Raw genomic sequence first — 21244 nt, 5'->3', positions numbered from 1 at the left:
GGTGGCGATGAGCTGACCATGGTGACGCTGCACATCTCGCGTTTCGATCCGCAGATGGATGCCGCGCCGTACGTACAGACCTTTCAGGTGCCGCACGTGCCGCACATGCGCATTATCGATGCGCTGAACTATGTGCAGGAAACGCTCGGCGTCGACATTGGCTACCGGTGGTATTGCGGTACCAAGAAGTGCGGCACTTGCGCAGTGCGCATGAACGGCAAGGAAGTGCTCGCCTGCTGGGAGGCGGCCGAGGCGGAGATGTCCCTCGAACCGCTGCGGCACTTGCCGCGTATCCGGGATCTGGCGGTGGATCGCGGGCCGGCCGAGGCGAAGCTGGTGTCGATGCAGACCTGGCTTCAGCGCTCGCGTCCGTATGGCGGCTTTCCGGAGCCGGTCGACGCGGCCAATGCGGCCACGCTCAGGTCGACGATGGATTGCCTGAGCTGTCTCGCGTGCTATTCGGCGTGCCCCGTGCTCGATTTCCCGGACGAGATTGCGTTCGCCGGGCCGGCCCCGCTGGTGCATCTCGCTCGCGTGGCGCTCGACGCTCGCGACGACGCCTCGCGTGTGTCGACGATTCTGAAAGAGGCTCATGTGCACCACTGCGTGAGCTGTTACCAGTGCGAGGCGGTCTGTCCCGCGCATATTCCGATCGTGAGCGCAGCCATCGAGCCGCTCAAGCGCATGGCTTATGCAAGCGACCCGCAGGCGTCGCCGCACGCGCGCACGTTCATGGAGATCGTTTCGCGACGGGGGCGCATCGAGCCCATGCTGCTCGTGCTGGGCACGCGCGGCTGGCGTGCGGTGCTGCAACGCCCGGCGCGCACGCTCAGGTTGCTGCTGCGAGGCAAGGTTCGCCCGATGGCGGCGCTGCTGCGCCGGCCTGTGGCGGGCATCGAAAAGATCCGGCAAATCTTCTTCCGTTGAGGGATGGTCATGCGAATTGCTTTTTATCCGGGGTGCAGCGCCCGAACGACGTGCGGCGAGTTGCTGCTGGCGACGCAAGCGGTGGCCGATCGTCTCGACATCGAGCTGGTCGCGCTGAGTTCTGCGACGTGTACCGGCAGTCGTGAGATTCGTGCCGCCGATGTCGAACGCTTCGTGGCGCTCAACGTGCGCATCATTGCGATGGCCGAGGCGCAGGGGCTGGATCTGATGACGATCTGCAACACCTGCACGTTGAATCTGATCGAGGCGAAGCAGCGGGTGGACGACGACCCCGCATTGCGCGAGCGTGTGAATGCCAAACTGGCGCAGGAGGGGCTAACGTACCGGGGCACGGCACGCATCACGCATTTCCTCTGGTATCTGCTCGAAGAGGTCGGCGAGGCGAGGCTGCGTTCGTTGGTCAGAACACCGCTGAGCGAGCATCGGATCGCGGCGTTCTACGGTTGCCATATCGTGCGGCCGCCCTCGCTGTATGGCGATACCGACGCGCGCGAGGTGCGTTCGATCGAAACCCTCGCGCAGATTCTCGGATGCTCGACCGTCGAGTATTCCGGCAGAACGTCGTGCTGCGGCTTTCACTGCTCCGCCCAGACCGACGTGATCCCCGTCAAGCTGAGCGGCCGTCATGTGGCCTCAGCCAAGGCCGCAGGGGCCGAGGCGATCGTAACGCCTTGCCCGCTGTGCCATACGGTGCTCGATACCTATCAGGACGATATGGCGAAGGATCTGGGCCAGTCGCTGGACCTCCCGGTGCTGCATTTGCCGCAATTGGTCGGGCTCGCCCTGGGACTCGACGCCGAGGCGCTCGGGCTGGGACGGCACGTGGTGCCGGTAAAGCCGATTCAATGGGTGCGAGAGCCGGCGTCATAACCCCGGACCATCCGAGTTCGTTGGGCGGGCTACGGAGATTTCGTCATGGGATGTAACCGGCGGGAAGGCTGGAACGAACTGAGTCTTACTTTGCCTTTCCTGCCGCCCGCGCGGCATCCCCATGACATCGACTCACCATTTCTCCTGCACGATGTGCGGCAAGTGTTGCCATGACCTGCGATTGCCCGTCGACACAGGCGAGGCGCTGCAATGGATCCGCAACGGCGGCGAGGTGCAGGTGCTGTGCGAGGCGATTCCGTGGCCGGCAGACCCGGAGAACCTCGACGGGATGGCCGGGTACAAGCGCGAGCGGTCCGTTGCTGCGATCAGCGGCGGGTTGCCGGTGCGCGTAGTGATTACGCTGGTGGCGGCGTTCGAGGGGGCGTGCCCGCATCTTGAACCCGATATGAAGTGCGGCGCGTACGAGGTGCGTCCACGCGTCTGTCGCATCTATCCGGCAGAGGTGAATCCGTTTGTGCCGTTCGTGCCGATGGAGAAGGCGTGTCCGCCGCAGGCGTGGGCACCTTCGCTGCCGCGCCTGATGACCGACGGGACACTGGTCGATGCACCGACGGCGGCGCTGGTGGCGCGCTCGCGTCAGGCGAGTGTGGAGGACATGGGGCGCAAGACCTGGCTGTGTCATCGCCTCGGCGTTTTCGTCGCGTCGCTGGCGAACGAGGGGTTCGCGGTGCATACGCCGCCTTCACACGTTCTGGAGGCGGCACTCGTCGAAGTGCAGGGCATGGACATCGACGCCGATTCGATCCATCAGGAATGGATCTTCCTGACGAACCGGTCGCCCACACGGGATGTCCTTCAGGCCGCCGGGGCGCTGGCTGTGCTGCCCGGCGACGGTCTGCCGGACACCATCGGCTATCTGCCGTTTCATCCGGCCGGGTGATCCGCCGGACGATATTTTTCTCAGGGGATGTAACCGGGGGAGGTTTTCCAGCGAACTTACCGAATTGTGGCGTTATAAGATTCCGGCTGATTTCCGGCTGACGTCGGGTGTGAGCGATCGCTCGCTTAGCGGTGGCCGTGGCGTTGAGGTCGATATGTGCTACCTGTGCTATCTGCGCGACATGCACGACCGGCGACGCCGCAGGCTCGCCCCTGTCGGGCGGCCATGGACCGGGAATCGACGCGTGCCGTGATTCTGGAGGCTGGACCTTGTATTCCGCAGAGCCGCGCCTGAAAGCCCTGTTTGCCAGCGGGCTTTCCGGTAATTCGGCCGACTATCGCTCGTTCCTCATCGAGCTGACCCGACACTTGCGTGGCTATCTCCGCAAGCGGATTCCGCATTTTCGCGACGATACGGAGGATCTCGTTCAGGAGATCCTGCTGGCCGTGCACAACGCCCGTCATACGTTCCGCCCGGACGAGCCTTTGACGGCGTGGGTTCATGCGATCGCCCGCTACAAGCTGATGGACTTCTTTCGCACCCATTCGAGACGCGACGCACTGCATGAGCCGTTGGACGGCGACGAGGACATCTTCGCGTATGCCGACGATGAGCCAGCGGAGGCGCGTCGTGACATCGGCACGCTGCTCGCGCGGTTACCGGACAAGCAGCGGTTGTCGATCGAGCATGTGAAGTTGCAGGGGCTGTCGGTGGCGGAGGCGGCGCATCTGACAGGATTGAGCGAGTCGGCGGTAAAGGTCAGCATCCATCGCGGGCTGAAGGCGCTGGCGGCATTGGTGAGGGGCGCGATATGAGAACGGATGAATTCGTGAATCTCCTCGCGGCGGGGGAGTCGCCTGTGCCGCGCGGTGTGGCGGCCCGACGGTTTTCCGTGGCGATTGCCGTTGCGCTGGTGGGCGGTGCGGTGCTGATGCTGGCGCTCTACGGGATTCGGCCGGACATCGGTCTGGTGGCCCGGACGCCGATTTTCTGGGCAAAGGTGGCGTTCCCGCTGAGTCTGGCCGTCGGCGCGGTGGTTGCCGTCGGCCGACTCGCGCGACCGGCAGCGCGTGTGGGCATGGGGCTGCCGTTGATAAGCGCACCGGTGCTCGTCGTCTGGCTGGCTGCCGCAGCGGTGGTGGCGACGGCGGTGCCGGAGGCGCGCCTCGGCCTGCTCCTCGGGCAGACGTGGCGCTCATGCCCGTTCAACATCCTGCTGCTGTCGACGCCGGGCTTCGTCGCCATGATCTGGGCGATGCGAGGGCTGGCGCCGACGCGCCCGCGTCGGGCGGGCGCTGCGGCGGGATTGCTGGCGAGCGCCATCGGCACGCTGGTCTATTGCCTGCATTGCCCCGAGATGAGCCCGGCGTTCTGGGGCCTGTGGTACTTGCTCGGCCTGTTGCTGCCCACGCTCATCGGTGCGCTGCTCGGGCCGAGGTTGCTGCGTTGGTGAGGGATGCACCGGTCAACACCCATCAACGTGTATTGGCGCGAGGCTTGAGCAAATCCGAGAGCCCGACGCGATGCAGCATTTCGGCACGAAGGCGATCGAGTACCGTGAAGCCAACGTCCGCACCGTCTTCCGACGGATCGATATGCACGCGAAACGCACGCTTGCCGAACGGGGTGTCGACCACTTTTACGATGGCCTCGGCCACGAGGCTGGCGTCGGCGTCTTCGGGCACGATCTCGGCGAAGGCCTTCTGGACTTGTTCGCCGAACCCGGCATAGGGGCCGGCTTCGTATTCGGCCACGCGCGCCTGATCGGCTGGTGTCGTCGAATGGGCGAAGTGGTTCGTCCCGTGGGTGAAGGCGCCCGGCACGATGATCGACGTTTCGATACCCCAGCGAGAGAGTTCACGGGCGTACTGCACGGCAATCGCATCCATGGCCGCCTTCGCCCCGAAGTACGGCGCCAGATAGGGCGGCGTGCCACCGGCAGAACTGCTGCTGGACACCCAGACCAGCAGCCCCTGGCCCTGCGCGCGCAGTTGCGGCAGCACGGCGCGGTTGACCCGCTGGGCGCTCAGGACATTGACGTCATAGAGTTGCGCGTACTGCTCCGGCGTGAATGCCTCGGCCGGGCCGAACACCATGTGACCGGCGTTGTGCATGACGACGTCGATGCGACCGGTGTCGGCGATGACCCGGGCGACGGCGGCGTCCACCGAGGCCTGCGATTGCACGTCCATGTCGACGGTGCGCAGGTCTGCGCCGTTGCGCTTCGCAAAGTCGGCCATCTGCTCGACGACCGGGGCGTTCCGGCCTGTCGTGTTGCGCATCGATGCGTAGACGGTGTGGCCGGCACGGGCGAGCGCTTCAGCGCTAAGGCGGCCGAAGCCGCTCGATGCGCCCGTAATGAGGATGATCTTGCTCATGGTGATTCTCCTTGGCTGATTAGATAGTCGGTGACGGGGTTTCGAGGTTCGATAGCAGGGCGGACGGCACTCAGACCATGCCGCCGTTGGCGCGCAGCACCTGCCCGTTGATCCAGCTCCCAGCCGGACTGGCAAGGAAGGCAACGGCGTGGGCGATGTCGTCGGGGGTGCCGAGGCGTTCCAGCGGGTTCATCTTCGCCAGCCGGTCGATCAGTTCGGGCGACTTGCCGTTGAGGAACAGGTCGGTGGCGGTCGGGCCGGGGGCCACGGCATTGACCGTGATCGAGCGGCCGCGCAGTTCTTTCGAGAGGATGGCCGTCATCGTCTCCACCGCCGCCTTCGTTGCCGCATAGACGCCGTAGGTCTCCGGCTTCAGCCCGACCACACTGGTGGACAGATTGATGATCCGGCCGCCGTCGCGCAGTCGGCGCGAAGCCTGACGCAACGTGTTGAACGTGCCTTTCAGATTGATGGCGATCTGGCTGTCGAACAGGCTGTCGTCGCTGTCGGCAAGCGTGGCGAGCTTCATGATGCCGGCATTGTTGACCAGGACGTCGACGCCGCCGTAGGCCGCTTCGGTGGCGTCGAACAGGCGCGCGACATCGGCGGGCTTGCTGACGTCGGCTTGCGCGCTGATGGCGTGGCCACCGGCGCCTTCGATGTCGGCGACGAGGCGTTCTGCTTCTGCGGTGCTGCCTGCGTAGTTGACGACGACGGTGAAGCCGTCGCGCGCCAGATGACGTGAAATGGCGGCGCCGATACCGCGCGACGCACCGGTGACGATGGCAACTTTGGTGAGGGAAGTCATGGCAGTTCTCCGATTGAGACCGCGGGATCGCGGCGTTGAGAGAACTATGCGATCTTTCGGTCCGGAGATAATCGGTGTACATTGCACGTCACTGTTTCCCTATGGCGAACAATAACGGATCGGGAGAATGCGTCATGGACCGTCTGGATGCCCTGCGGCTTTTCGTCCGAATCGTGGAGCGGCGCAGTTTCACCCTGGCCGCGAACGATCTGGAGATTCCCCGCTCGACGGCGACCAAAGTGATCGCGGAGATGGAGACGCGACTGGGCGTGCGGCTGCTTCAACGCACGACGCGTGTGGTGCGTCCGACGCTTGACGGCGAGGCATTCCACCTGCGGTGCGTGCGTATCCTGGACGATCTGGAAGACGCCGAAGGGGCATTTCGAGGTGCGCAGCCCACGGGGCAGTTGCGCGTGGAAGTGCAGGGCACGCTGGCGCGTCACTTCCTGATGCCGGGCCTGCCCGCGTTTCTTGAGCGCTATCCGCAAATCGAGTTTTCGATGAGCGAAAGCGATCGATGGGTGGATCTGGTGCACGAAGGCGTGGATTGCGCGGTGCGATATGGCCATCTCCCGGACAGCGATCTTGTGGCGCGGCGTGTCGCGACGTTGACGCGACTGACCTGTGCAACACCCGGCTATCTGGCGAAGTTCGGCACGCCTGCCAGCATCGATGCGCTCGATGGGCACCGCATGGTAGGGCTGCGCTCCATTACGACGGGGCTGGTGACGCCTCTGGAGTTCGAGCACGCGAACGGGTTGCAGACGCTGTCGCTCAAAGGGCCGCTCATCGTGACCGGCACCGAGAGTTACCTCGCCGGAATCCGGCTGGGCCTTGGGATTGCCCAGGTCCCGCGTTTCCATGTCGAGGACGATCTGAAAACCGGCAAGCTGATCGAAATTCTGGCCGACGCACGCCCCCCGTCTGCCCCGGTGTCGCTGCTCTATTCGCGCAAACGTCAACTGTCGCCGCGTGTTCGCGTCTTCCTGGAGTGGGCCGGCGACGAATTCAAGTCGAGAAACGTGTCGCTTTGACTCGGCCGGGGCACACCCGACCGTCAATGCTTTCCCCGCTGTGCCGCTGCTGTTCTGAAATTTCCGTTTGCAACATTTCCATATTTCGACTAAATTCGAATCATGGAAACTAAAAACGTACTCACTGCCCTGGCGGCGCTTGCGCATTCCGTCCGTCTGACGGTCTTCCGCTTGCTGGTCCAGGCGGGCCCCGAGGGGTTGCCCGCCGGTCGCATTGCGGAACTGATGGAGATGCCGGCGTCGTCTTTGTCGTTCCATCTCAAGGAACTGCATCGCGCCGATTTGCTGACGAGCCGACAGGAAGGCCGCTCCATCATCTACATGGCGCACTTCGAGACCATGAACGGATTGCTCGGCTACCTCACGGAAAACTGCTGCGGTGGTGTGCCGTGTTTGCCTGATGTCGCCTGCAAGGTCGGCGAAACGGCAGGGAAGTCGCGATGAGCCTTTCGCAAAAGGCGGTCGTCGCGTCGCCGCCGGCAGCCATCGGATTCTTCGAGCGCTATCTCACGGTGTGGGTCGCGTTGTGCATCGTCGCCGGGGTCTTGCTCGGTCAATGGCTGCCGGGGCTTTTCCAGACGATCGGCACGATGGAAGTCGCGCAGGTCAGCTTGCCGGTCGGGCTGCTGATCTGGGTCATGGTCATTCCGATGCTCATCAAGATCGACTTCAGCGCGATGGGGCAGGTGGCCGGACATTGGCGCGGCATCGGCGTCACGCTGTTCGTGAACTGGTTCGTCAAACCGTTTTCGATGGCGCTGCTGGGCTGGATCTTCATTCGCCATCTGTTTGCCGGATGGCTGCCCGCGGATCAGCTCGATAGCTACGTTGCCGGGTTGATCCTGCTCGCGGCGGCGCCATGCACGGCGATGGTTTTCGTCTGGGCGCAGTTGTGCAAAGGCGATCCCTATTTCACGCTGTCGCAAGTCGCGCTCAACGACGCCATCATGATCGTGGCCTTCGCGCCTGTCGTGGCGTTGCTGCTCGGGTTGTCGTCGATCACCGTGCCGTGGGATACGTTGGTGATCTCGGTCGGGCTGTACATCATTGTGCCGGTCGTGATCGCGCAGGTCGTTCGGAAAGCGTTGTTGGCGCGCGGCGAGGCCGCTTACCAGCGAGTCGTCGGCGCACTGGGGCCCTATTCGGTTGCCGCATTGCTTCTCATGCTGGTGCTGCTGTTCGGCTTTCAGGGCAATGCCATCGTCAAGCAACCGCTGATCATTGCGCTGCTGGCGATCCCTATCCTCATTCAGGTGCTGTTCAACTCCGCGCTCGCCTACTGGCTCAACCGAAAGTTGGGGGTCGTCCATTGTGTGGCGGGGCCGTCGGCGTTGATCGGCGCCAGCAATTTCTTCGAGCTGGCGGTCGCCACGGCGATCAGTCTGTTCGGTTTCCAGTCCGGCGCTGCGCTCGCCACCGTGGTGGGCGTGCTGATCGAGGTCCCTGTGATGCTGCTGGTCGTCGGCGTCGTCAACCGATCGCAACGCTGGTACGAATCGCAATGAGGCAATGAGAAAGCACCATGTCCGTCACCATTTATCACAATCCCGATTGCGGGACGTCGCGTAACACGCTGGCGATGATTCGCAACGCCGGTATCGAGCCCACGGTGATCGAGTATCTGCGTTCGCCGCCGGACCGCAGCACACTGCAATCGATGATTCACGATGCGGGCCTGACGGTGCGCGACGCCATTCGGGAAAAAGGCACGCCATACGCCGAGTTGGGGCTGGGTGATCCGTCGCTGTCCGACGATGCGCTGCTCGACGCCATGCTCGCGCATCCCATCCTCATCAACCGGCCCTTCGTGGTGACGGCGCTGGGCGTGCGGCTGTGTCGCCCGTCGGAAGTGGTGCTCGACATTCTGCCGTCGCCGCAAAAGGGGGCCTTCGTCAAAGAGGATGGTCAGCCGGTTGTGGACGCCGACGGACGGAGGATTGCGTGATGTCCGACCTGCTGAATATGCCGAATGTCAGAGAATCCGTCTTCGATACGCCGGATCTTTCCAAGCTCAATCCGGTGCCCCCTAGCGCTCATCCGCCGCGAATCCTGCTGCTTTACGGCTCGTTGCGAGCCACGTCGTACAGCCGGTTGCTGGTGCAGGAGGCGGAGCGGATTCTCCGCCGTTTCGGTGCGGAGACGCGCATTTTCGATCCGTCCGGTTTGCCGATGGCCGATAGCGTGTCGGCCGATCATCCCAAGGTGGTGGAGCTGCGCAGGCTCTCCGAGTGGTCCGAGGGGCAGGTCTGGTGCAGTCCGGAGCGTCATGGCACGTTGACGGCGGTCTTCAAGAATCAGATCGACTGGTTGCCGCTGGAGATGGGCGGGGTGCGTCCCACGCAAGGACGCACGCTCGCCGTCATGCAGGTAAGCGGCGGTTCGCAGTCGTTCAACTCGGTGAATGCGCTGCGTGTGTTGGGGCGATGGATGCGGATGGTGACGATCCCGAATCAGTCGTCCGTGGCCAAGGCGTATCAGGAGTTCGATGCGGATGGGCGCATGAAGCCGTCGCCGTATTACGACCGGGTGGTCGACGTCATGGAAGAGCTCTACAAGTTCACGCTGCTGGTCAGAGACCGGAGCGAATACCTCACTGACCGGTACAGCGAACGAAAGGATGCTGCGCCTGCGGTTGCAGCGTCGCTGGCCGCAGCCGCCATGCGTCATGAGGCTGCCGCGCAAACGAGCGACGCTGGCGGAAGCAACGCCGAATAACGCACCCGTGCGGCCGCGACAAGGATGGCGCTGCGTTATTTGCCCGGTGGCGTCGCGAGCCATGCTTTCTTGTCCGTCCTGAGCGCCCACGCTTCGGCATCGGGCAGCGGTGTGACCGGTTCGTCGGCTTGCGGATAGACGCCGGCGAGCCGGGCGTTTTCCTCGGCAAACCACCTCTGATCGGGGCGCAGCTCATAGTCCGGCACGATCGCGCCTACCGGGCAGACGATGACGCAAGTCGTGCAATTGACACACACGGCCGGGTTGATCACCACGAATTCCGGCCCGACGTGAAAGGCGCTGACGGGGCATGCGAAAACGCAGTCCCCGAAGCGGCATTTGATGCAAGGTTCTGTTACGACGCAAGTCATTGCGTGTCTCCTCAATCGCGCGGCGCATGGGGGGCGCGCACGCAAGCGCTAGCGCGATGGCCGTCGCAATCGACGGACCATCGCAGGCGGTTCGTCTGCCAGCGTCATCTGGTCAGCGTTCCCCGATCACTTACGGCGTTTCCGAAAGATTCTCCCGATAGGTTTCACGCGCGGCCCACGTGGCGACCAGCGTGATCAGCCCGAGCGCTGCCATGAGTGCGGCGACGGATTCGATGTGTCCGGTCCTGGCGAGCAGCCAGGTGGCGGCCATCGGCGTGAGCCCCCCGCCCAGCGCGGCGGCGATCTGCACACCCAGCGAGGCGCCGCTGCATCGCACACGCGTGCCGAAGAGTTCCGGAACGAAGGCGGCTTGCGGCCCGAATAGCGTGGCGTGCCCCAGACTCATGCAGACGGCCATCGTGACGATGACGGCCGTGTGGCTGCCCGTCTGAACGAAATAGAAGAGCGGCAGCGAAGCGACGATCGTGGAGAATGCGCCGAAAAAGTACAGCGGACGCCGGCCGATCCTGTCGGAGAGCCATCCGGCGAGCGGCACCGTCACGAACTCCAGTACGGCGGCGATGAGCACGCCGTTGAGCATGACGTCGCGCGGAATGCCCACGACCTGCGAGCCGTACATCACGACGAATACGGACAGTAGGTAAACCCACGCCACTTCCGACACCTTCAGTCCGATGGAGATGAACAGGCTGCGCTTGTACGACCGGAAGACCTCGACCAGCGGGAGCTTAATGGCGTGCTCGTCCTTCATGGCACGCAAAAATTCGGGGGATTCGGTCACGCGCAGACGGATCAGCAGACCGACGAAGACGAGCGCGATGCTGACCATGAACGGCAGACGCCAGCCCCAGGTGAGGAATTGCGCGTCGGGCAATCGGCTCACGAGCGCGAACGCGGCGGTCGATAGCACGATGCCAAGCGGAAATCCCACCTGCACGATGGCGCCGTAGAGTCCGCGTCGGCCGGGTGGGGAGTGCTCGATCACCATCAGCGCCGCGCCACCCCATTCGCCACCGAGCCCGATACCCTGAATCACTCTGAGGAAGACCAGCGCAAGCGGTGCCCACACGCCGATGTGGTCGTACGTCGGCAGCAAGCCGATCAGAAACGTGGCGCCGCCCATCATGAACATGGTGATGACGAGCATGGTCTTGCGCCCGAGCTTGTCGCCGAAATGCCCGAAAATCGCGCCGCCCAGCGGCCGTGCGACAAAGCCGGCGGCAAAGGTCGCAAGCGCCGCAATCGTCCCCACCAGCGGATCGAACGCGGGGAAGAACAGCTTGTTGAAAATCAGGGCCGCTGCTGCGCCGTAAAGCAGAAAGTCATACCACTCCACCGTCGTGCCGATCACGCTCGACAACATGATGGTTCGCATTCGAGATCGCTCGGCGGCGGCCGTCCGGCTGGCTGCCGTCTGTAGCGAGTCCAGGTGTTCTACGCCCGTAAGTGCCATTTCCCTTCTCCAAAAAATGAATGCGCCGTCTTGACGCGGGACTTCGGTCCTGCCCGAGGAACACAAACATGAAACAAGCGTAGCCCTGATAAAAAACAAATCAAAAATAGTTTCATAATCGTAAACACTGATGTCCTATCAGGAAACACGGACGTACAGTGCAGCTAACCCCTCGCCGGCACAGGCGGGGCGATTCATCCAGTCAAGGAAACGAAGCTATGGACACGATTGAAGCGATGGCAGAGAACACCCCTGCGAAACATTTCAACCAGCGTTTGCAGGGAAAGCTGGAACCGACGAAAGGTGGGTCCGTGTACGTTGACCCGAAGTCGATGGAGTGGCAGAAGTCCCAGTTCGACAAGATCTGGATGAAGGTGCTGTACCGCAACGATCAGGAAGGGGAGATGACGGTGTTGCTGAAGTGGGAGCCGGGCGCGACGCTGCCGTTTCACCGTCATCCGGAGATCGAGCAGAGTTTCGTGCTCGAAGGGTCGTTTTACGATCACGACGGGGTTTGCCGGGCAGGTGAGTACGTGTATCGCGTGCCGGGGTCGTTGCACGAGACCCATTCCGACGAAGGGTGCTTGCTTCTCGCCGTCTACCGCAAGCCGAATACGTTCTTCAATGCGGTCGCTGGTTTCGAGAATAAGAAGTACTGATCGGAAACATCAGCACCAGTGTGGTGCCTGGAGTTTCCCAAAAGGGTTACAATCGGGGCGTTGAACGGTGCACCTTCGAGACAGGGTGCGCTGTTCGCGCTTCCTGGAATCCGGGCACACACTGGAATATGACCAAGAAACAGACCGCAGCACACATCCGTTCCATCGAAACCAACGGCGAGTTGTTCAACGATGATGAAGAGGCCGTTTGTCGCAGACTGCGTGCGCTTCGCACGGAAAAGGGACTGACGCTCGAAGCGCTGGCGGCGCTTTCCGGTTTCACGAAGGGATACCTTTCCCGGATCGAAAACGGTGGCAAGGCGCCGCCCATCGCATCGCTGGCGAAGATCGCGCGGGCCTTGGGGCAGGAATTGAGCTGCTTCTTCGTCGACGACGTCACCAGCACGTCCGCCCGGCTGGACGAGTCCCGTGTCTCCGTGGTGCACAAGTGGGAGCGCAAGCCTGTGACGCGCGGCGGTTCGGCGTTCGGGTACGACTATGTCAGTCTGGCGCACAAGCGCGCCAACAAGCTGATGGAGCCGTTTGCGTTCACCTTCCCGGCGTCGGGCGACGTCGACCAGTTCTTTCAGCACGCGGGCGAGGAGTTTATCTACGTGCTGTCGGGCAAGGTGGCGTTCGAGGTCATGCTGGGCGACGCCAAGCGAATTTATACGCTCGAAGCCGGTGACAGCATCTACTTCGACTCCAGTCTGCCGCATCGTGGCTACAGCCTGGAAGGCGAGGCGCAAGCGATGGTCGTCATGCAGGGGGCGGCTGAGGGCGAGGCGGACGAGCACTGACCGGCAAGGCCCGCGTTCAGGTCATGGATGCCATGGCCGGACGTGGGCGACGATGGAGGTTGGGGTGATGTGTGCGGTGGAAATTCTCTTATTTAATTCGGAATCCGAATTTTATTCGCAATGATTTGCCCCGATTTCTCCTGGGAGATGCCAATTGAAAGTCGCCGTAGTGCTGTATGAGGCTGTTGAGCCGATCGATCTTGCCGTGGTGGGTGTGTTGTCCATGGCGACCCGTGTGACCGATCAACTTGAATATTTCACGGTCGCGGAGCAGGGTGGCGCGCTCACGTTGCAAAACGGGTTCACCGTGCAGGTCGATCACGACTTTGCGTCGGCGCCGCCCGTGGACGTAGTGATCGTGACGGGCGGTCCCGGATGGCAGGCGCAGGCCCAACATCCACCGATGCTCGATTTCATCCGAGGTCGGTATGCTGCCGGTGAGGTGGTGGCGAGTGTGTGCACCGGCGCGATGATTCTCGCGGCAGCGGGTTTGCTCGACGGCAAACGCGCGACGACCAAGTTCGAGGTGACGCCCGCCGAACGGCCACCGCTGACAGTGTTGCGTGAGCGCTTCGGTATCGAGTCGACCGAGGCGCTGGTCGTCGATGAGGAGCAAATTGTCACCGGCGGGGGCGTGACGCTGGGGATCGACACGACGTTGTATCTGCTGCAACGCTTTCTCGGGGGCGATGTGGCGCAGGAAACGGCGCGGATCATGGAATATGCGGCGTCGTGGGAGGCCAATCGGGCACGGCTCCCCGTCATCGTTGACGCGTCGGGCGAGCAGAGCCGATAACAGGGCTGATGATGCGACGCCATTTTGCCTTTCGCAGAGATCGGCGATAATGGGCGTCCGTCGGCAGGCCGGACGTTGCTTCGCGCACTGGGGCACGCCTGTGTCGGCGTCTTAACTCAGAGATTCGCTATGCGTGACATCATCGACGGCTTCCTGCGATTTCAGCGTGAGGCCTATCCTCAGCGTGCCGAGCTTTTCAAACAGCTCGCCACAAGCCAAAACCCCAAAGCGCTGTTCGTGACATGTTCGGACAGCCGCGTCGTGCCGGAGCTGCTGACGCAGCGCGAGCCCGGTGAACTGTTCGTCATCCGCAACGCGGGCAATATCGTTCCGTCGTACGGCCCTGAGCCCGGTGGTGTTTCCGCGACCGTTGAATATGCGGTCGCCGTGCTGGGCGTCAAAGACATCGTGATTTGCGGTCACTCCGACTGTGGGGCGATGGGGGCTATCTCGCGGTGCACGTGTCTGGACCATATGCCGGCGGTCGCCAACTGGTTGCGCCATGCGGATGCTGCGAAAGTGATCAACGCAGCGCACTCGTTCGATACGCCGCATGCCAAGCTCGACGGGCTGGTGCGGGAGAACGTCATTGCGCAGTTGGCCAACCTGCGCACGCACCCTTCCGTGGCGCTGGCGTTGGAGCAGGGGCGCATGAACCTGCACGGTTGGGTCTACGACATCGAAACTGGCGGCATCGAAGCGCTTGACGGCGCAACGCGTCAATTCGTCTCGCTGGCGGATTCGCCGACGACCGTGGCGGTGACGTCGCGCAATCTCGACGGGCGTTAAGTCGGATTAGCCCGCAAGTCCGCGTTTTCAGGCGATGCCGGAGTCATTGCCGTGAAGGCGAGTCGCGGGCGAGTGTCGGTCAAGCGGTGTCCGTGATGGGCGCCAGACATTTCGGGCGTGGAATGCGATCTGCAAGGATGGCATCCACGCCCGAAGTGCTTTCAGATCTGCTGTTGGCCGCCGTCGACGAACAATTCGATGCCGTTGACGAAGCTCGCGTCGTCGGATGCTAGGAACAGGGCGGCACTGGCGATTTCGCCGGGCTCACCCAGACGTCCCATCGGAATCTGCGCGGCCAGGTAATCGGCGAGGCCTTGTCGCTGGGCGGCGTCGTTGCCGGCGAGGTCCAGCAGACCCGGTGTACGGGTTGCGCCCGGGCTGATCGTGTTCACGCGCACCCGACGGTCCTTGAGATCGAGAATCCAGCTACGGACAAAGGCGCGCACCGCAGCCTTCGACGCCGAATACACACTGAATGCCGCCGTGCCTGCGCTACCCGCGGTCGACCCCGTGAGAATCACCGATGCGCCTTCGGCAAGCAGCGGCAGTGCTTTTTGCACGGTGAACAGCACCCCCTTCACATTGCGATCGAACGTGTCGTCATAGTGCGACTCGGTGATGGCGCCGAGCGGCAGCATCGAACCGCCGCCGGCGTTGACGAACAGCACGTCGAGACGTCCCTTTTCCTTGTCGATCTGCGCATAGAGCGCGTCGAGTTCATCGAGTTTCGTGGAATCGACGTTGACGCCCGTGGCGCTGCCGCCGGCTTCGCGAATGCCGGCGACTGCGGCATCGAGTTCTGCCTGACGGCGTCCCGTGAGATAGACGTGTGCACCTTCTGCCGCGAAACGCTGTGCGGTGGCGAGGCCGATCCCGCTGCTGGCGCCGGTAACGAGTGCGATCTTGCCGTCGAGCTTGCTTGCCATGATGTTTCTCCTTCCATCCAGTGAGTGAGCGCGCGAGGTGTTGCGTGCTGCGATGAAAGGAGAATATCGACGTCCCGATCTTTTCGAAATAGAATCAATTGCAAACAAACGTTGCAAAAATGAAATGATGAGGGCGAATGGCAAAGCTACCTGATTTCGAAGGATTGGCGATGTTCGCGAAGGTTGCCGAGGAGGGATCGTTCGCGGCGGCGGCGCGGACGATGGGGGTATCCGTGGCGACGGTGTCGCGTGGCGTTGCGCGGCTGGAGGACCGGCTGGGCGCGCGGCTCTTCAACCGTACGTCGCGGCAGCTTTCGCTGACGGAGTTCGGCCGGACGATCTGCGAGAAGGCCGGGGAGATTTACCGTCAGGCGGAGGAGGCGGAAAGCACTGCCAGGGAGATGTCGGTGAAGCCGCGAGGGCTGGTGCGTCTGGCGGTGCCGATGGCGTTCGGGCTGCGCTGGGTCGCGCCGCTGCTACCGGGGTTCTTCCGGGCGTATCCCGAGGTGTCTATCGACTTGCACCTGTCGGATGCGTCGGTCGATATCGTGGCGGACGGATTTGACGCCGCGCTACGTATTGCCGCGCTGCCGGATTCGTCCCTGGTCGCCCGACGGTTGTGCGCGGTGACGCAATTCGTCGTGGCGTCGCCCGCGTATCTGAAGCGGGAAGGGCGGCCGGTGCACCCGCGAGAACTTGCGGATCGGCCATGCCTGTCTTACGCGTACCGCGCCCGCAGTGATGTGTGGCGTTTCACGAACGACGCGGGGGAAGAGGAGGCCATCAGCCCGAGGGGGCCGTTGCGTGTGACCAACTCCGAGGCGTTACTACCGATGCTGCTCGACGGTCTCGCCATCGCAGAGTTGCCCGAGTTCATGGCGGGTGAATATCTTGCCGACGGACGCCTCGAAGCGCTGCTGACCGACTGGTCGCTCACCAAGGGTGGCTTGTACTTCGTCACGCCATCGGCAAGAGCGCGCCCGGCAAAGGTGGCGGCGCTGTCGGACTACTTTGCGGCGCATCTTTCGGATCCGGTTTGGCGGTGGCCGAAGTAGGGCGGACGCGGGGGAATTCGGGCTCGCCGCGTCGACAATCTGTGTGAACCGTACGAATCGGAGCGCCGAACCTCGTACGTTGTGTTTGATGTACCTGTTTTTTTGAATACCTATCCTCGTACGTAAATTCCAAGCGAGGAGGATTCTGTGAACAGGAGACAGTTCGCATTCGCAAGCGCGGTATCCGCGTGCACGCTCGTCACCCGTAACGGATATGCGGATGAGACGGCAGTTGCCGCTCGACGTCGGCTTTATCACGAGGATTTTGCCGAGGCGTTACTGTCGAAAATCCGGCAAGCGGCGTCGACAACTGCGGCGTTCCAGGCGTGGGACGCTATCGTCAATCCGCTACTGCCGTTCATTCACGCCACGGCGCTGGTGTGCAGTGCGTCCGACGCGTCGAATGCAACGGCTGATCGATCGCCGGGCGACGTACGCCGCGTGTTTTCCACCGTCCCCACGGCATATCCGGTAGGCGGGTGGAAACACCTCTCGGGCAGCGACTGGGCACAGCATGTGCTCATTGAGCAGAAAACGCTGATCGCCTCCGGTCAAGCGCCCCTGAAACACTTCTTTCCCGACTACGCGCTGCTGGAGTCGCTGGGCGTTCGCACGCTGGTCAACATTCCCATCGTCGTGTGTCGCCGCACGATCGGAGCTTTTGCGCTGCTTTTCGATGCGACGGAGATCGACCGAGCCGCGTTGGCCGAGGTCGAGCGCCTGGCGCCACTGATGGCTGGCGTCTTTGCGCTGGGACAAGGGGATGCGACATGAGCCCGGAAGCCGCGCGACAGTTGATGGATGAGCGCGCCTTTGACCGCTCGCCCATCAAGGTCGTGAGCTCGCCGCAAGTCCATGCCGACGCCCTGCCGCTCATGGTCGCTATTCTGACGTTGCTGATCTGGAGCACATTGGCGGTATCGGTCGTAAGTCTCAGTGCGGTACCACCACTTTTGACCACGGGCATCGCGCTCACCGGCGGGGGACTCATCGGCTTGCCTTGGGTGAAATGGCGTTCGCTCGATTGGCGCGCCGTGCTGGTCGGCTCGCTTTCGATGTTCGGCTATCACGCCCTCTATTTCCTGAGCCTGCAATGGGCTGACCCGGTTGCCGCCAGCCTTCTGCATTATCTCTGGCCCCTCTTCATCATTCTTCTGACGCCGGTCATGCTCAGGGAGTACCGGATTTCCCTCCTGCATGTGTTTTCCGCTCTGTGCGGATTCGCGGGCGCGGCGGCCTGCATGATCTCCGGCCCCGCATTTTCCAGCAGCACCTGGGCCGGATTCACGCTCGCGGGCGTTTCCGGGTTGATCTGGGCCTACTACACGGTCTGGTCTCGCAAGCGCTGTTCGGTGCCCACCTCGACGGTGGCTTTGTACTGTGTGCTGGCCGGGGGGCTCGCCCTTGGACTACATGCCGGACTACAGAGTGGCTCAGGGGGCGATGGCACGACGTCGATGTTCGGTCTTGCCGACCTGAGCTTGCGCCAATGGGCAACGCTTGCCTTTCTTGCGCTCGGCCCTCTGGGCGGCACGTTTTACATGTGGGATTTCGCCATTAAGCGCGGCCGTCCAAACCAGATTGCGATTCTGGCTTACGCGGTTCCCATTGCGTCGACCTTGTTCGTCGGTCTCTTTCTGGGGCGCGGGGTGGAACCGGCGGCGCTTGTCGGCGCCGTTCTGGTCAGCATTGCCGTCGCCCTCGGCAACCGTGCCGATCGGCAGGTTCGGAAGACGATTTAACCCTCGCGAAAGCACATCATGAACTCGAATCAACATGGCGCCGCGCGTCAGATCGCCATTGGCGAGGAAATCGTCGCGGGCTTTGCCAAATACAAACTGCCAAGCGTAGTTCCCGCGACCTCTCGCGACCGGGGCGTCGGCCCACACCGTCGGCTGATTCTCCGAGGCGCGTCGCTGATCGACGGCACCGGCGCACCCCCCTGGGGATTCGTCGACGTTGTCATCGAGAACGGCGTCATTGCGGACATCGTCAGCGTGGGGGCGCCGGGGCTTGCCATCAAGCCGGAGAGGCGCCCCGCACCGGGGGATTTCGAGATCGATTGTCACGGTAAGTTCGTCACCCCCGGATTCATCGACGCTCACGCGCACATCGGCGCGCCATTTCACGCCGCTCGCGGTGTCATGCCGAGTGCGGATTACGTCTACAAGCTCTGGCTGGCACACGGCGTGACGACGATCCGCGAGGCCGGGTGCTTTAACGGCCTGGCGTGGACGTTAGCGCAGAAACAGGCGTCTCTGGATCATCAGATCGCCGCGCCGAATCTCTACGCCTATGCCTATTTCCCGGCAATCAACGATTATCTGAAGACGATTCACACACCGGCGCAGGCCCGAGAATGGATTCGCCGCGTCGCCGAGGCGGGCGCCGATGGTGTGAAGTTCTTCGGCGCGCCGCCAGCCGTCATGGAAGCCGCGCTGGACGAAGCGTGTGCGGCCGGGCTGCGAACCTGCTGCCATCACGCCACGCTTGCCGTGAGCCGGATGAATGCGTTGACCACGGCGCGCTGGGGGCTGACCAGTTCCGAGCACTCGTACGGACTTCCCGAAGCGTTGTTCGACGATCGCACCGTGCAGTCGTTTCCCGCCGACTATCACTACAACGACGAGTATCTGCGCTTCTCAACCGCCGGGACCACGTTCCTCCAGGCGGCGAAGCCCGGGAGCGCCAAGTGGAACGACGTGCTGGACGCCTTTCTTTCCGCGAAACACACCTTCGTGCCGACATTGAACGTCTACGACGCCAATCGTGATCTCATGCGCACCCGTCGCGCGGATTGGCACGACCGGTTCACCGACCCGACGCTCATGCGCTATTTCGAGCCGCATCGCGGTGGCCACGGTGCCTATTGGTATCGATGGAGCACGCAGAACGAGGTCGACTGGCGCGAGACGTTCCGGCTTTGGATGCACTTTCTGCGGGACTACAAGAACCGCGGAGGACGTGTTTGCGCAGGAAGCGATTCCGGCTTCATGTATCAGGTCTACGGATTCGGCTTCGTTCGAGAGCTGGAGTTGCTTCAGGAGGCCGGATTCAACCCGCACGAAGTGCTGCGTGCTGCGACCCAATCGAGCGCGGAGCTGCTCGGTATCGACGACAGTGTCGGTACCGTGGAAGTCGGCAAGCGGGCGGACCTGCTCGTGCACGATACGAATCCTCTCGACGATTTCAAGCAGCTCTACGGAACCGGTGCGCTACGGCTCGACGAAGCGCGTCAGGCGGGCGTCTGGCATCGCTGTCTGAGGTACACCATCAAAGACGGGGTCGTGTTCGATACCGGCGAATTGCTGACGGACGTCGAAGCGATGGTCGCTCAGGCGAAAGACCGGGAGGCACGGGATGGCATCTGACCTCACGGACTTCGTCATTCTGTCCGGGTTCCTTGGCAGCGGTAAGACGACGTTGTTGTCCGAGTTTCTCAGGCAGGGAGCGGACAGCGGGACAGCGGTCATCGTCAACGACATCGGCGAAGTGAACATCGACGGCGCGATTCTGGCGGCTCACGACGGTGTGCCGATGGCTACGCTGGGCAACGGGTGCGTCTGCTGTAGTCTCATCAACGACCTTCAGTTCACTGTGGAGTCGTTGATTGCGTCGCGTCGCGCGACGACGGATCAAGCCTTTTCGCGCATTGTTCTGGAATGTAGCGGACTGTCCGATCCTGGCGCAGTCATGCGAGGACTGTCTGCCCTGGCGTCATACGGCATGCGAGTTCGTGTCGTGACCACTTATGCCGCCAATAATCTCGTCAGCCGCGATGACTTCCCGCTATTGGCGGCGCAGGTTTGCGGCGCTCACACGGTCGTCGTTACGAAGCTCGATTTGTGCGACGCGGCGCAACGATCGCATGCGCTGGCCGAGATCGATCTGCTGGCGCCACTTTCCCATCGCGTCGTCGAGCACGACCGGGAGCGCAGGGCTACGGCCGCTTTTTCGGAAGATCCGTCCGTGGCGCCGATGCTCATGGACCCCGCCATGACGCGCGTGGGGCTACCCGGCGGTCATGCTCGCGTAAAAGCATTCACCTTGTCGTGGGACGCACCGCTCGACTGGCAGGCGTTCTCTGACTGGATGGAAAACGTCGCCGGGTTTCTGGAAGGGCGATTGCTTCGCGTCAAGGGCATCGTTCGTGTCGCTGAATGTGCCGATGGAGTGCTTGTGCAGGGCGTTGGGCAGCATTTCGATCGACCGACGCGCATCGCATCCCTTGCGCCGCGCTCGCAGATCGTCGTCATCACGGTGGACACGGATGCAAGGGAGCTACTCGCCATCCCGACGAATCTGCCATCACCTGACGTGTCAACGCTTTCGAGCGCCGTGTCCCCCGGCGATGTGGGGTTTCGTTTCACGCGTCCTCTTTTTCTTTCGCGCTCCCGCTGAATCCTGCGCGCTTCTCACTTTTTCAATGACACGTTTCCTCATCCCCGACTTCCGATAGTCGCGGTCCTCGACCGTCGCAATCCACGAGTGGAGCAGCAGAGGCCTTCTCGCAGCCGTGCTGCATCGTCCAAATCAACCACAAGAAATCTCGTATGGATATTTTTGCTCAACAAATCTTGAACGGCCTCGTGCTGGGTAGCGTGTACGCGATCATCGCACTGGGCTACACGATGGTTTACGGCATTCTGGGCATCATCAATTTTGCCCACGCCGACGTGATGATGATCGGCGCGATGGTCGCGCTGTCCACCATCAACCT

At 62.7% G+C, this 21244-nt stretch carries 24 protein-coding genes and 1 pseudogene; 20 read left to right on the top strand and 5 right to left on the bottom strand.

What is annotated here, in order from left to right; all coding sequences use genetic code 11:
- Positions 1 to 18: 18 nt before the first annotated feature.
- The 5 genes from A9762_RS06715 (at position 19) to A9762_RS06695 (ending at position 4172) form a co-directional block, all read left to right on the top strand.
- A complete protein-coding gene (locus A9762_RS06715; protein WP_170836196.1) occupies positions 19 to 927 on the top strand; it encodes a succinate dehydrogenase/fumarate reductase iron-sulfur subunit in 909 nt (302 codons plus the stop codon).
- Positions 928 to 936: 9 nt separating this feature from the next.
- Positions 937 to 1818 carry a CoB--CoM heterodisulfide reductase iron-sulfur subunit B family protein gene (locus A9762_RS06710; RefSeq protein WP_069341337.1) on the top strand — a complete coding sequence of 294 codons (882 nt, stop codon included), beginning with the start codon at positions 937 to 939 and terminating at the stop codon, positions 1816 to 1818.
- Positions 1819 to 1939: 121 nt separating this feature from the next.
- On the top strand, positions 1940 to 2719 hold the full coding sequence (locus tag A9762_RS06705) for a YkgJ family cysteine cluster protein (RefSeq protein WP_069341263.1): 780 nt from the start codon (positions 1940 to 1942) through the stop codon (positions 2717 to 2719).
- A 269-nt stretch (positions 2720 to 2988) separates the two neighbouring features.
- Complete coding sequence (locus A9762_RS06700) at positions 2989 to 3534, top strand: sigma-70 family RNA polymerase sigma factor (protein WP_069341262.1); 546 nt, start codon at positions 2989 to 2991, stop codon at positions 3532 to 3534.
- A complete protein-coding gene (locus tag A9762_RS06695; RefSeq protein ID WP_069341261.1) occupies positions 3531 to 4172 on the top strand; it encodes a DUF1109 domain-containing protein in 642 nt (213 codons plus the stop codon). Before A9762_RS06700 ends, A9762_RS06695 begins: the two co-directional genes overlap by 4 nt.
- A gap of 22 nt (positions 4173 to 4194) precedes the next feature.
- Here the strand turns inward: A9762_RS06695 and A9762_RS06690 are convergent, their stop codons facing one another.
- Both A9762_RS06690 and A9762_RS06685 read right to left on the bottom strand, forming a co-directional pair.
- A complete protein-coding gene (locus A9762_RS06690; RefSeq protein ID WP_069341260.1) occupies positions 4195 to 5097 on the bottom strand; it encodes an SDR family oxidoreductase in 903 nt (300 codons plus the stop codon).
- Positions 5098 to 5167: 70 nt separating this feature from the next.
- Complete coding sequence (locus A9762_RS06685) at positions 5168 to 5905, bottom strand: SDR family oxidoreductase (RefSeq protein WP_069341259.1); 738 nt, start codon at positions 5903 to 5905, stop codon at positions 5168 to 5170.
- Between the two features lie 134 nt (positions 5906 to 6039).
- On the opposite strand from A9762_RS06685, the gene A9762_RS06680 reads away from it, so the two are divergent.
- The 5 genes from A9762_RS06680 to arsH all read left to right on the top strand — a co-directional run bounded on the left by A9762_RS06680 (position 6040) and on the right by arsH (position 9654).
- Positions 6040 to 6939: a LysR family transcriptional regulator gene (locus A9762_RS06680; RefSeq protein WP_069341258.1), complete on the top strand. Its 900-nt coding sequence runs from the start codon at positions 6040 to 6042 to the stop codon at positions 6937 to 6939.
- Positions 6940 to 7041: 102 nt separating this feature from the next.
- Positions 7042 to 7383 carry a helix-turn-helix transcriptional regulator gene (locus A9762_RS06675; RefSeq protein ID WP_069341257.1) on the top strand — a complete coding sequence of 114 codons (342 nt, stop codon included), beginning with the start codon at positions 7042 to 7044 and terminating at the stop codon, positions 7381 to 7383.
- Entirely contained in the window at positions 7380 to 8444 is a 1065-nt protein-coding gene (gene arsB, locus A9762_RS06670) for an ACR3 family arsenite efflux transporter (protein WP_069341256.1), read from the top strand. Before A9762_RS06675 ends, arsB begins: the two co-directional genes overlap by 4 nt.
- A 17-nt stretch (positions 8445 to 8461) precedes the next feature.
- On the top strand, positions 8462 to 8884 hold the full coding sequence (gene arsC / locus A9762_RS06665; protein ID WP_069341255.1) for an arsenate reductase (glutaredoxin): 423 nt from the start codon (positions 8462 to 8464) through the stop codon (positions 8882 to 8884).
- Complete coding sequence (gene arsH, locus A9762_RS06660; RefSeq protein ID WP_170836195.1) at positions 8884 to 9654, top strand: arsenical resistance protein ArsH; 771 nt, start codon at positions 8884 to 8886, stop codon at positions 9652 to 9654. The genes arsC and arsH overlap by 1 nt, the downstream gene beginning before the upstream one ends.
- 35 nt (positions 9655 to 9689) lie before the next feature.
- Here the strand turns inward: arsH and A9762_RS06655 are convergent, their stop codons facing one another.
- Together A9762_RS06655 and A9762_RS06650 are read right to left on the bottom strand one after the other, a co-directional pair.
- Positions 9690 to 10025, bottom strand: a complete 336-nt coding sequence (locus A9762_RS06655) for a 4Fe-4S dicluster domain-containing protein (protein ID WP_069341253.1) — start codon at positions 10023 to 10025, stop codon at positions 9690 to 9692.
- Between the two features lie 130 nt (positions 10026 to 10155).
- Positions 10156 to 11421: an MFS transporter gene (locus A9762_RS06650; protein WP_069341252.1), complete on the bottom strand. Its 1266-nt coding sequence runs from the start codon at positions 11419 to 11421 to the stop codon at positions 10156 to 10158.
- 296 nt (positions 11422 to 11717) lie between these two features.
- Between A9762_RS06650 and A9762_RS06645 the strand changes: the two genes are divergently transcribed.
- From A9762_RS06645 to A9762_RS06630, 4 genes are all read left to right on the top strand, one after another.
- The gene (locus tag A9762_RS06645; RefSeq protein ID WP_240493464.1) at positions 11718 to 12158 is read left to right on the top strand and encodes a cupin domain-containing protein; all 441 of its coding nucleotides are present in this window, start codon (positions 11718 to 11720) and stop codon (positions 12156 to 12158) included.
- Positions 12159 to 12286: 128 nt separating this feature from the next.
- Entirely contained in the window at positions 12287 to 12958 is a 672-nt protein-coding gene (locus A9762_RS06640; protein WP_069341251.1) for a helix-turn-helix domain-containing protein, read from the top strand.
- A 154-nt stretch (positions 12959 to 13112) separates the two neighbouring features.
- Entirely contained in the window at positions 13113 to 13754 is a 642-nt protein-coding gene (locus A9762_RS06635) for a DJ-1/PfpI family protein (RefSeq protein ID WP_069341250.1), read from the top strand.
- A gap of 129 nt (positions 13755 to 13883) precedes the next feature.
- Positions 13884 to 14543, top strand: coding sequence for a carbonic anhydrase (locus A9762_RS06630; RefSeq protein WP_069341249.1), 660 nt, complete (start codon positions 13884 to 13886; stop codon positions 14541 to 14543).
- Between the two features lie 161 nt (positions 14544 to 14704).
- On the opposite strand, the gene A9762_RS06625 is transcribed toward A9762_RS06630, so the two are convergent.
- Positions 14705 to 15469: an SDR family NAD(P)-dependent oxidoreductase gene (locus A9762_RS06625; protein ID WP_069341248.1), complete on the bottom strand. Its 765-nt coding sequence runs from the start codon at positions 15467 to 15469 to the stop codon at positions 14705 to 14707.
- Positions 15470 to 15606: 137 nt separating this feature from the next.
- Between A9762_RS06625 and A9762_RS06620 the strand changes: the two genes are divergently transcribed.
- The 6 genes and pseudogenes from A9762_RS06620 to A9762_RS06595 all read left to right on the top strand — a co-directional run.
- On the top strand, positions 15607 to 16524 hold the full coding sequence (locus tag A9762_RS06620) for a LysR family transcriptional regulator (protein WP_069341247.1): 918 nt from the start codon (positions 15607 to 15609) through the stop codon (positions 16522 to 16524).
- 147 nt (positions 16525 to 16671) lie between these two features.
- Positions 16672 to 17298 (top strand): GAF domain-containing protein, encoded by a 627-nt coding sequence (locus tag A9762_RS06615; RefSeq protein WP_069341246.1) that lies wholly within the window; start codon positions 16672 to 16674, stop codon positions 17296 to 17298.
- Positions 17295 to 18266, top strand: coding sequence for a DMT family transporter (locus A9762_RS06610; RefSeq protein WP_069341245.1), 972 nt, complete (start codon positions 17295 to 17297; stop codon positions 18264 to 18266). Before A9762_RS06615 ends, A9762_RS06610 begins: the two co-directional genes overlap by 4 nt.
- An 18-nt stretch (positions 18267 to 18284) precedes the next feature.
- Positions 18285 to 19895, top strand: a complete 1611-nt coding sequence (locus A9762_RS06605) for an amidohydrolase family protein (protein ID WP_069341244.1) — start codon at positions 18285 to 18287, stop codon at positions 19893 to 19895.
- Positions 19885 to 20925 (top strand): GTP-binding protein, encoded by a 1041-nt coding sequence (locus A9762_RS06600; RefSeq protein ID WP_069341243.1) that lies wholly within the window; start codon positions 19885 to 19887, stop codon positions 20923 to 20925. The genes A9762_RS06605 and A9762_RS06600 overlap by 11 nt, the downstream gene beginning before the upstream one ends.
- Before the next feature lie 152 nt (positions 20926 to 21077).
- Positions 21078 to 21244, top strand: a pseudogene (locus tag A9762_RS06595) (branched-chain amino acid ABC transporter permease); the annotation flags it as partial.

It is taken from the genome of Pandoraea sp. ISTKB (assembly GCF_001721285.1).
Lineage (GTDB): Bacteria > Pseudomonadota > Gammaproteobacteria > Burkholderiales > Burkholderiaceae > Pandoraea > Pandoraea capi.
The sequence above is the reverse complement of the archived record's forward strand: the minus strand, read 5'-3'. Positions and strand labels throughout refer to the sequence as shown.

What these genes read in the sequence shown, in the direction of transcription:
- A9762_RS06715 (WP_170836196.1), top strand. Translation starts at nt 19, where the DNA reads ATGGTGACGCTGCACATCTCGCGTTTCGATCCGCAGATGGATGCCGCG.
- A9762_RS06710 (WP_069341337.1), top strand. Translation starts at nt 937, where the DNA reads ATGCGAATTGCTTTTTATCCGGGGTGCAGCGCCCGAACGACGTGCGGC.
- A9762_RS06705 (WP_069341263.1), top strand. Translation starts at nt 1,940, where the DNA reads ATGACATCGACTCACCATTTCTCCTGCACGATGTGCGGCAAGTGTTGC.
- A9762_RS06695 (WP_069341261.1), top strand. Translation starts at nt 3,531, where the DNA reads ATGAGAACGGATGAATTCGTGAATCTCCTCGCGGCGGGGGAGTCGCCT.
- A9762_RS06690 (WP_069341260.1), bottom strand. Translation starts at nt 5,097, where the DNA reads ATGAGCAAGATCATCCTCATTACGGGCGCATCGAGCGGCTTCGGCCGC.
- A9762_RS06685 (WP_069341259.1), bottom strand. Translation starts at nt 5,905, where the DNA reads ATGACTTCCCTCACCAAAGTTGCCATCGTCACCGGTGCGTCGCGCGGT.
- A9762_RS06680 (WP_069341258.1), top strand. Translation starts at nt 6,040, where the DNA reads ATGGACCGTCTGGATGCCCTGCGGCTTTTCGTCCGAATCGTGGAGCGG.
- A9762_RS06675 (WP_069341257.1), top strand. Translation starts at nt 7,042, where the DNA reads ATGGAAACTAAAAACGTACTCACTGCCCTGGCGGCGCTTGCGCATTCC.
- arsB (WP_069341256.1), top strand. Translation starts at nt 7,380, where the DNA reads ATGAGCCTTTCGCAAAAGGCGGTCGTCGCGTCGCCGCCGGCAGCCATC.
- arsC (WP_069341255.1), top strand. Translation starts at nt 8,462, where the DNA reads ATGTCCGTCACCATTTATCACAATCCCGATTGCGGGACGTCGCGTAAC.
- arsH (WP_170836195.1), top strand. Translation starts at nt 8,884, where the DNA reads ATGTCCGACCTGCTGAATATGCCGAATGTCAGAGAATCCGTCTTCGAT.
- A9762_RS06655 (WP_069341253.1), bottom strand. Translation starts at nt 10,025, where the DNA reads ATGACTTGCGTCGTAACAGAACCTTGCATCAAATGCCGCTTCGGGGAC.
- A9762_RS06650 (WP_069341252.1), bottom strand. Translation starts at nt 11,421, where the DNA reads ATGCGAACCATCATGTTGTCGAGCGTGATCGGCACGACGGTGGAGTGG.
- A9762_RS06645 (WP_240493464.1), top strand. Translation starts at nt 11,718, where the DNA reads ATGGACACGATTGAAGCGATGGCAGAGAACACCCCTGCGAAACATTTC.
- A9762_RS06640 (WP_069341251.1), top strand. Translation starts at nt 12,287, where the DNA reads ATGACCAAGAAACAGACCGCAGCACACATCCGTTCCATCGAAACCAAC.
- A9762_RS06630 (WP_069341249.1), top strand. Translation starts at nt 13,884, where the DNA reads ATGCGTGACATCATCGACGGCTTCCTGCGATTTCAGCGTGAGGCCTAT.
- A9762_RS06625 (WP_069341248.1), bottom strand. Translation starts at nt 15,469, where the DNA reads ATGGCAAGCAAGCTCGACGGCAAGATCGCACTCGTTACCGGCGCCAGC.
- A9762_RS06620 (WP_069341247.1), top strand. Translation starts at nt 15,607, where the DNA reads ATGGCAAAGCTACCTGATTTCGAAGGATTGGCGATGTTCGCGAAGGTT.
- A9762_RS06610 (WP_069341245.1), top strand. Translation starts at nt 17,295, where the DNA reads ATGAGCCCGGAAGCCGCGCGACAGTTGATGGATGAGCGCGCCTTTGAC.
- A9762_RS06605 (WP_069341244.1), top strand. Translation starts at nt 18,285, where the DNA reads ATGAACTCGAATCAACATGGCGCCGCGCGTCAGATCGCCATTGGCGAG.
- A9762_RS06600 (WP_069341243.1), top strand. Translation starts at nt 19,885, where the DNA reads ATGGCATCTGACCTCACGGACTTCGTCATTCTGTCCGGGTTCCTTGGC.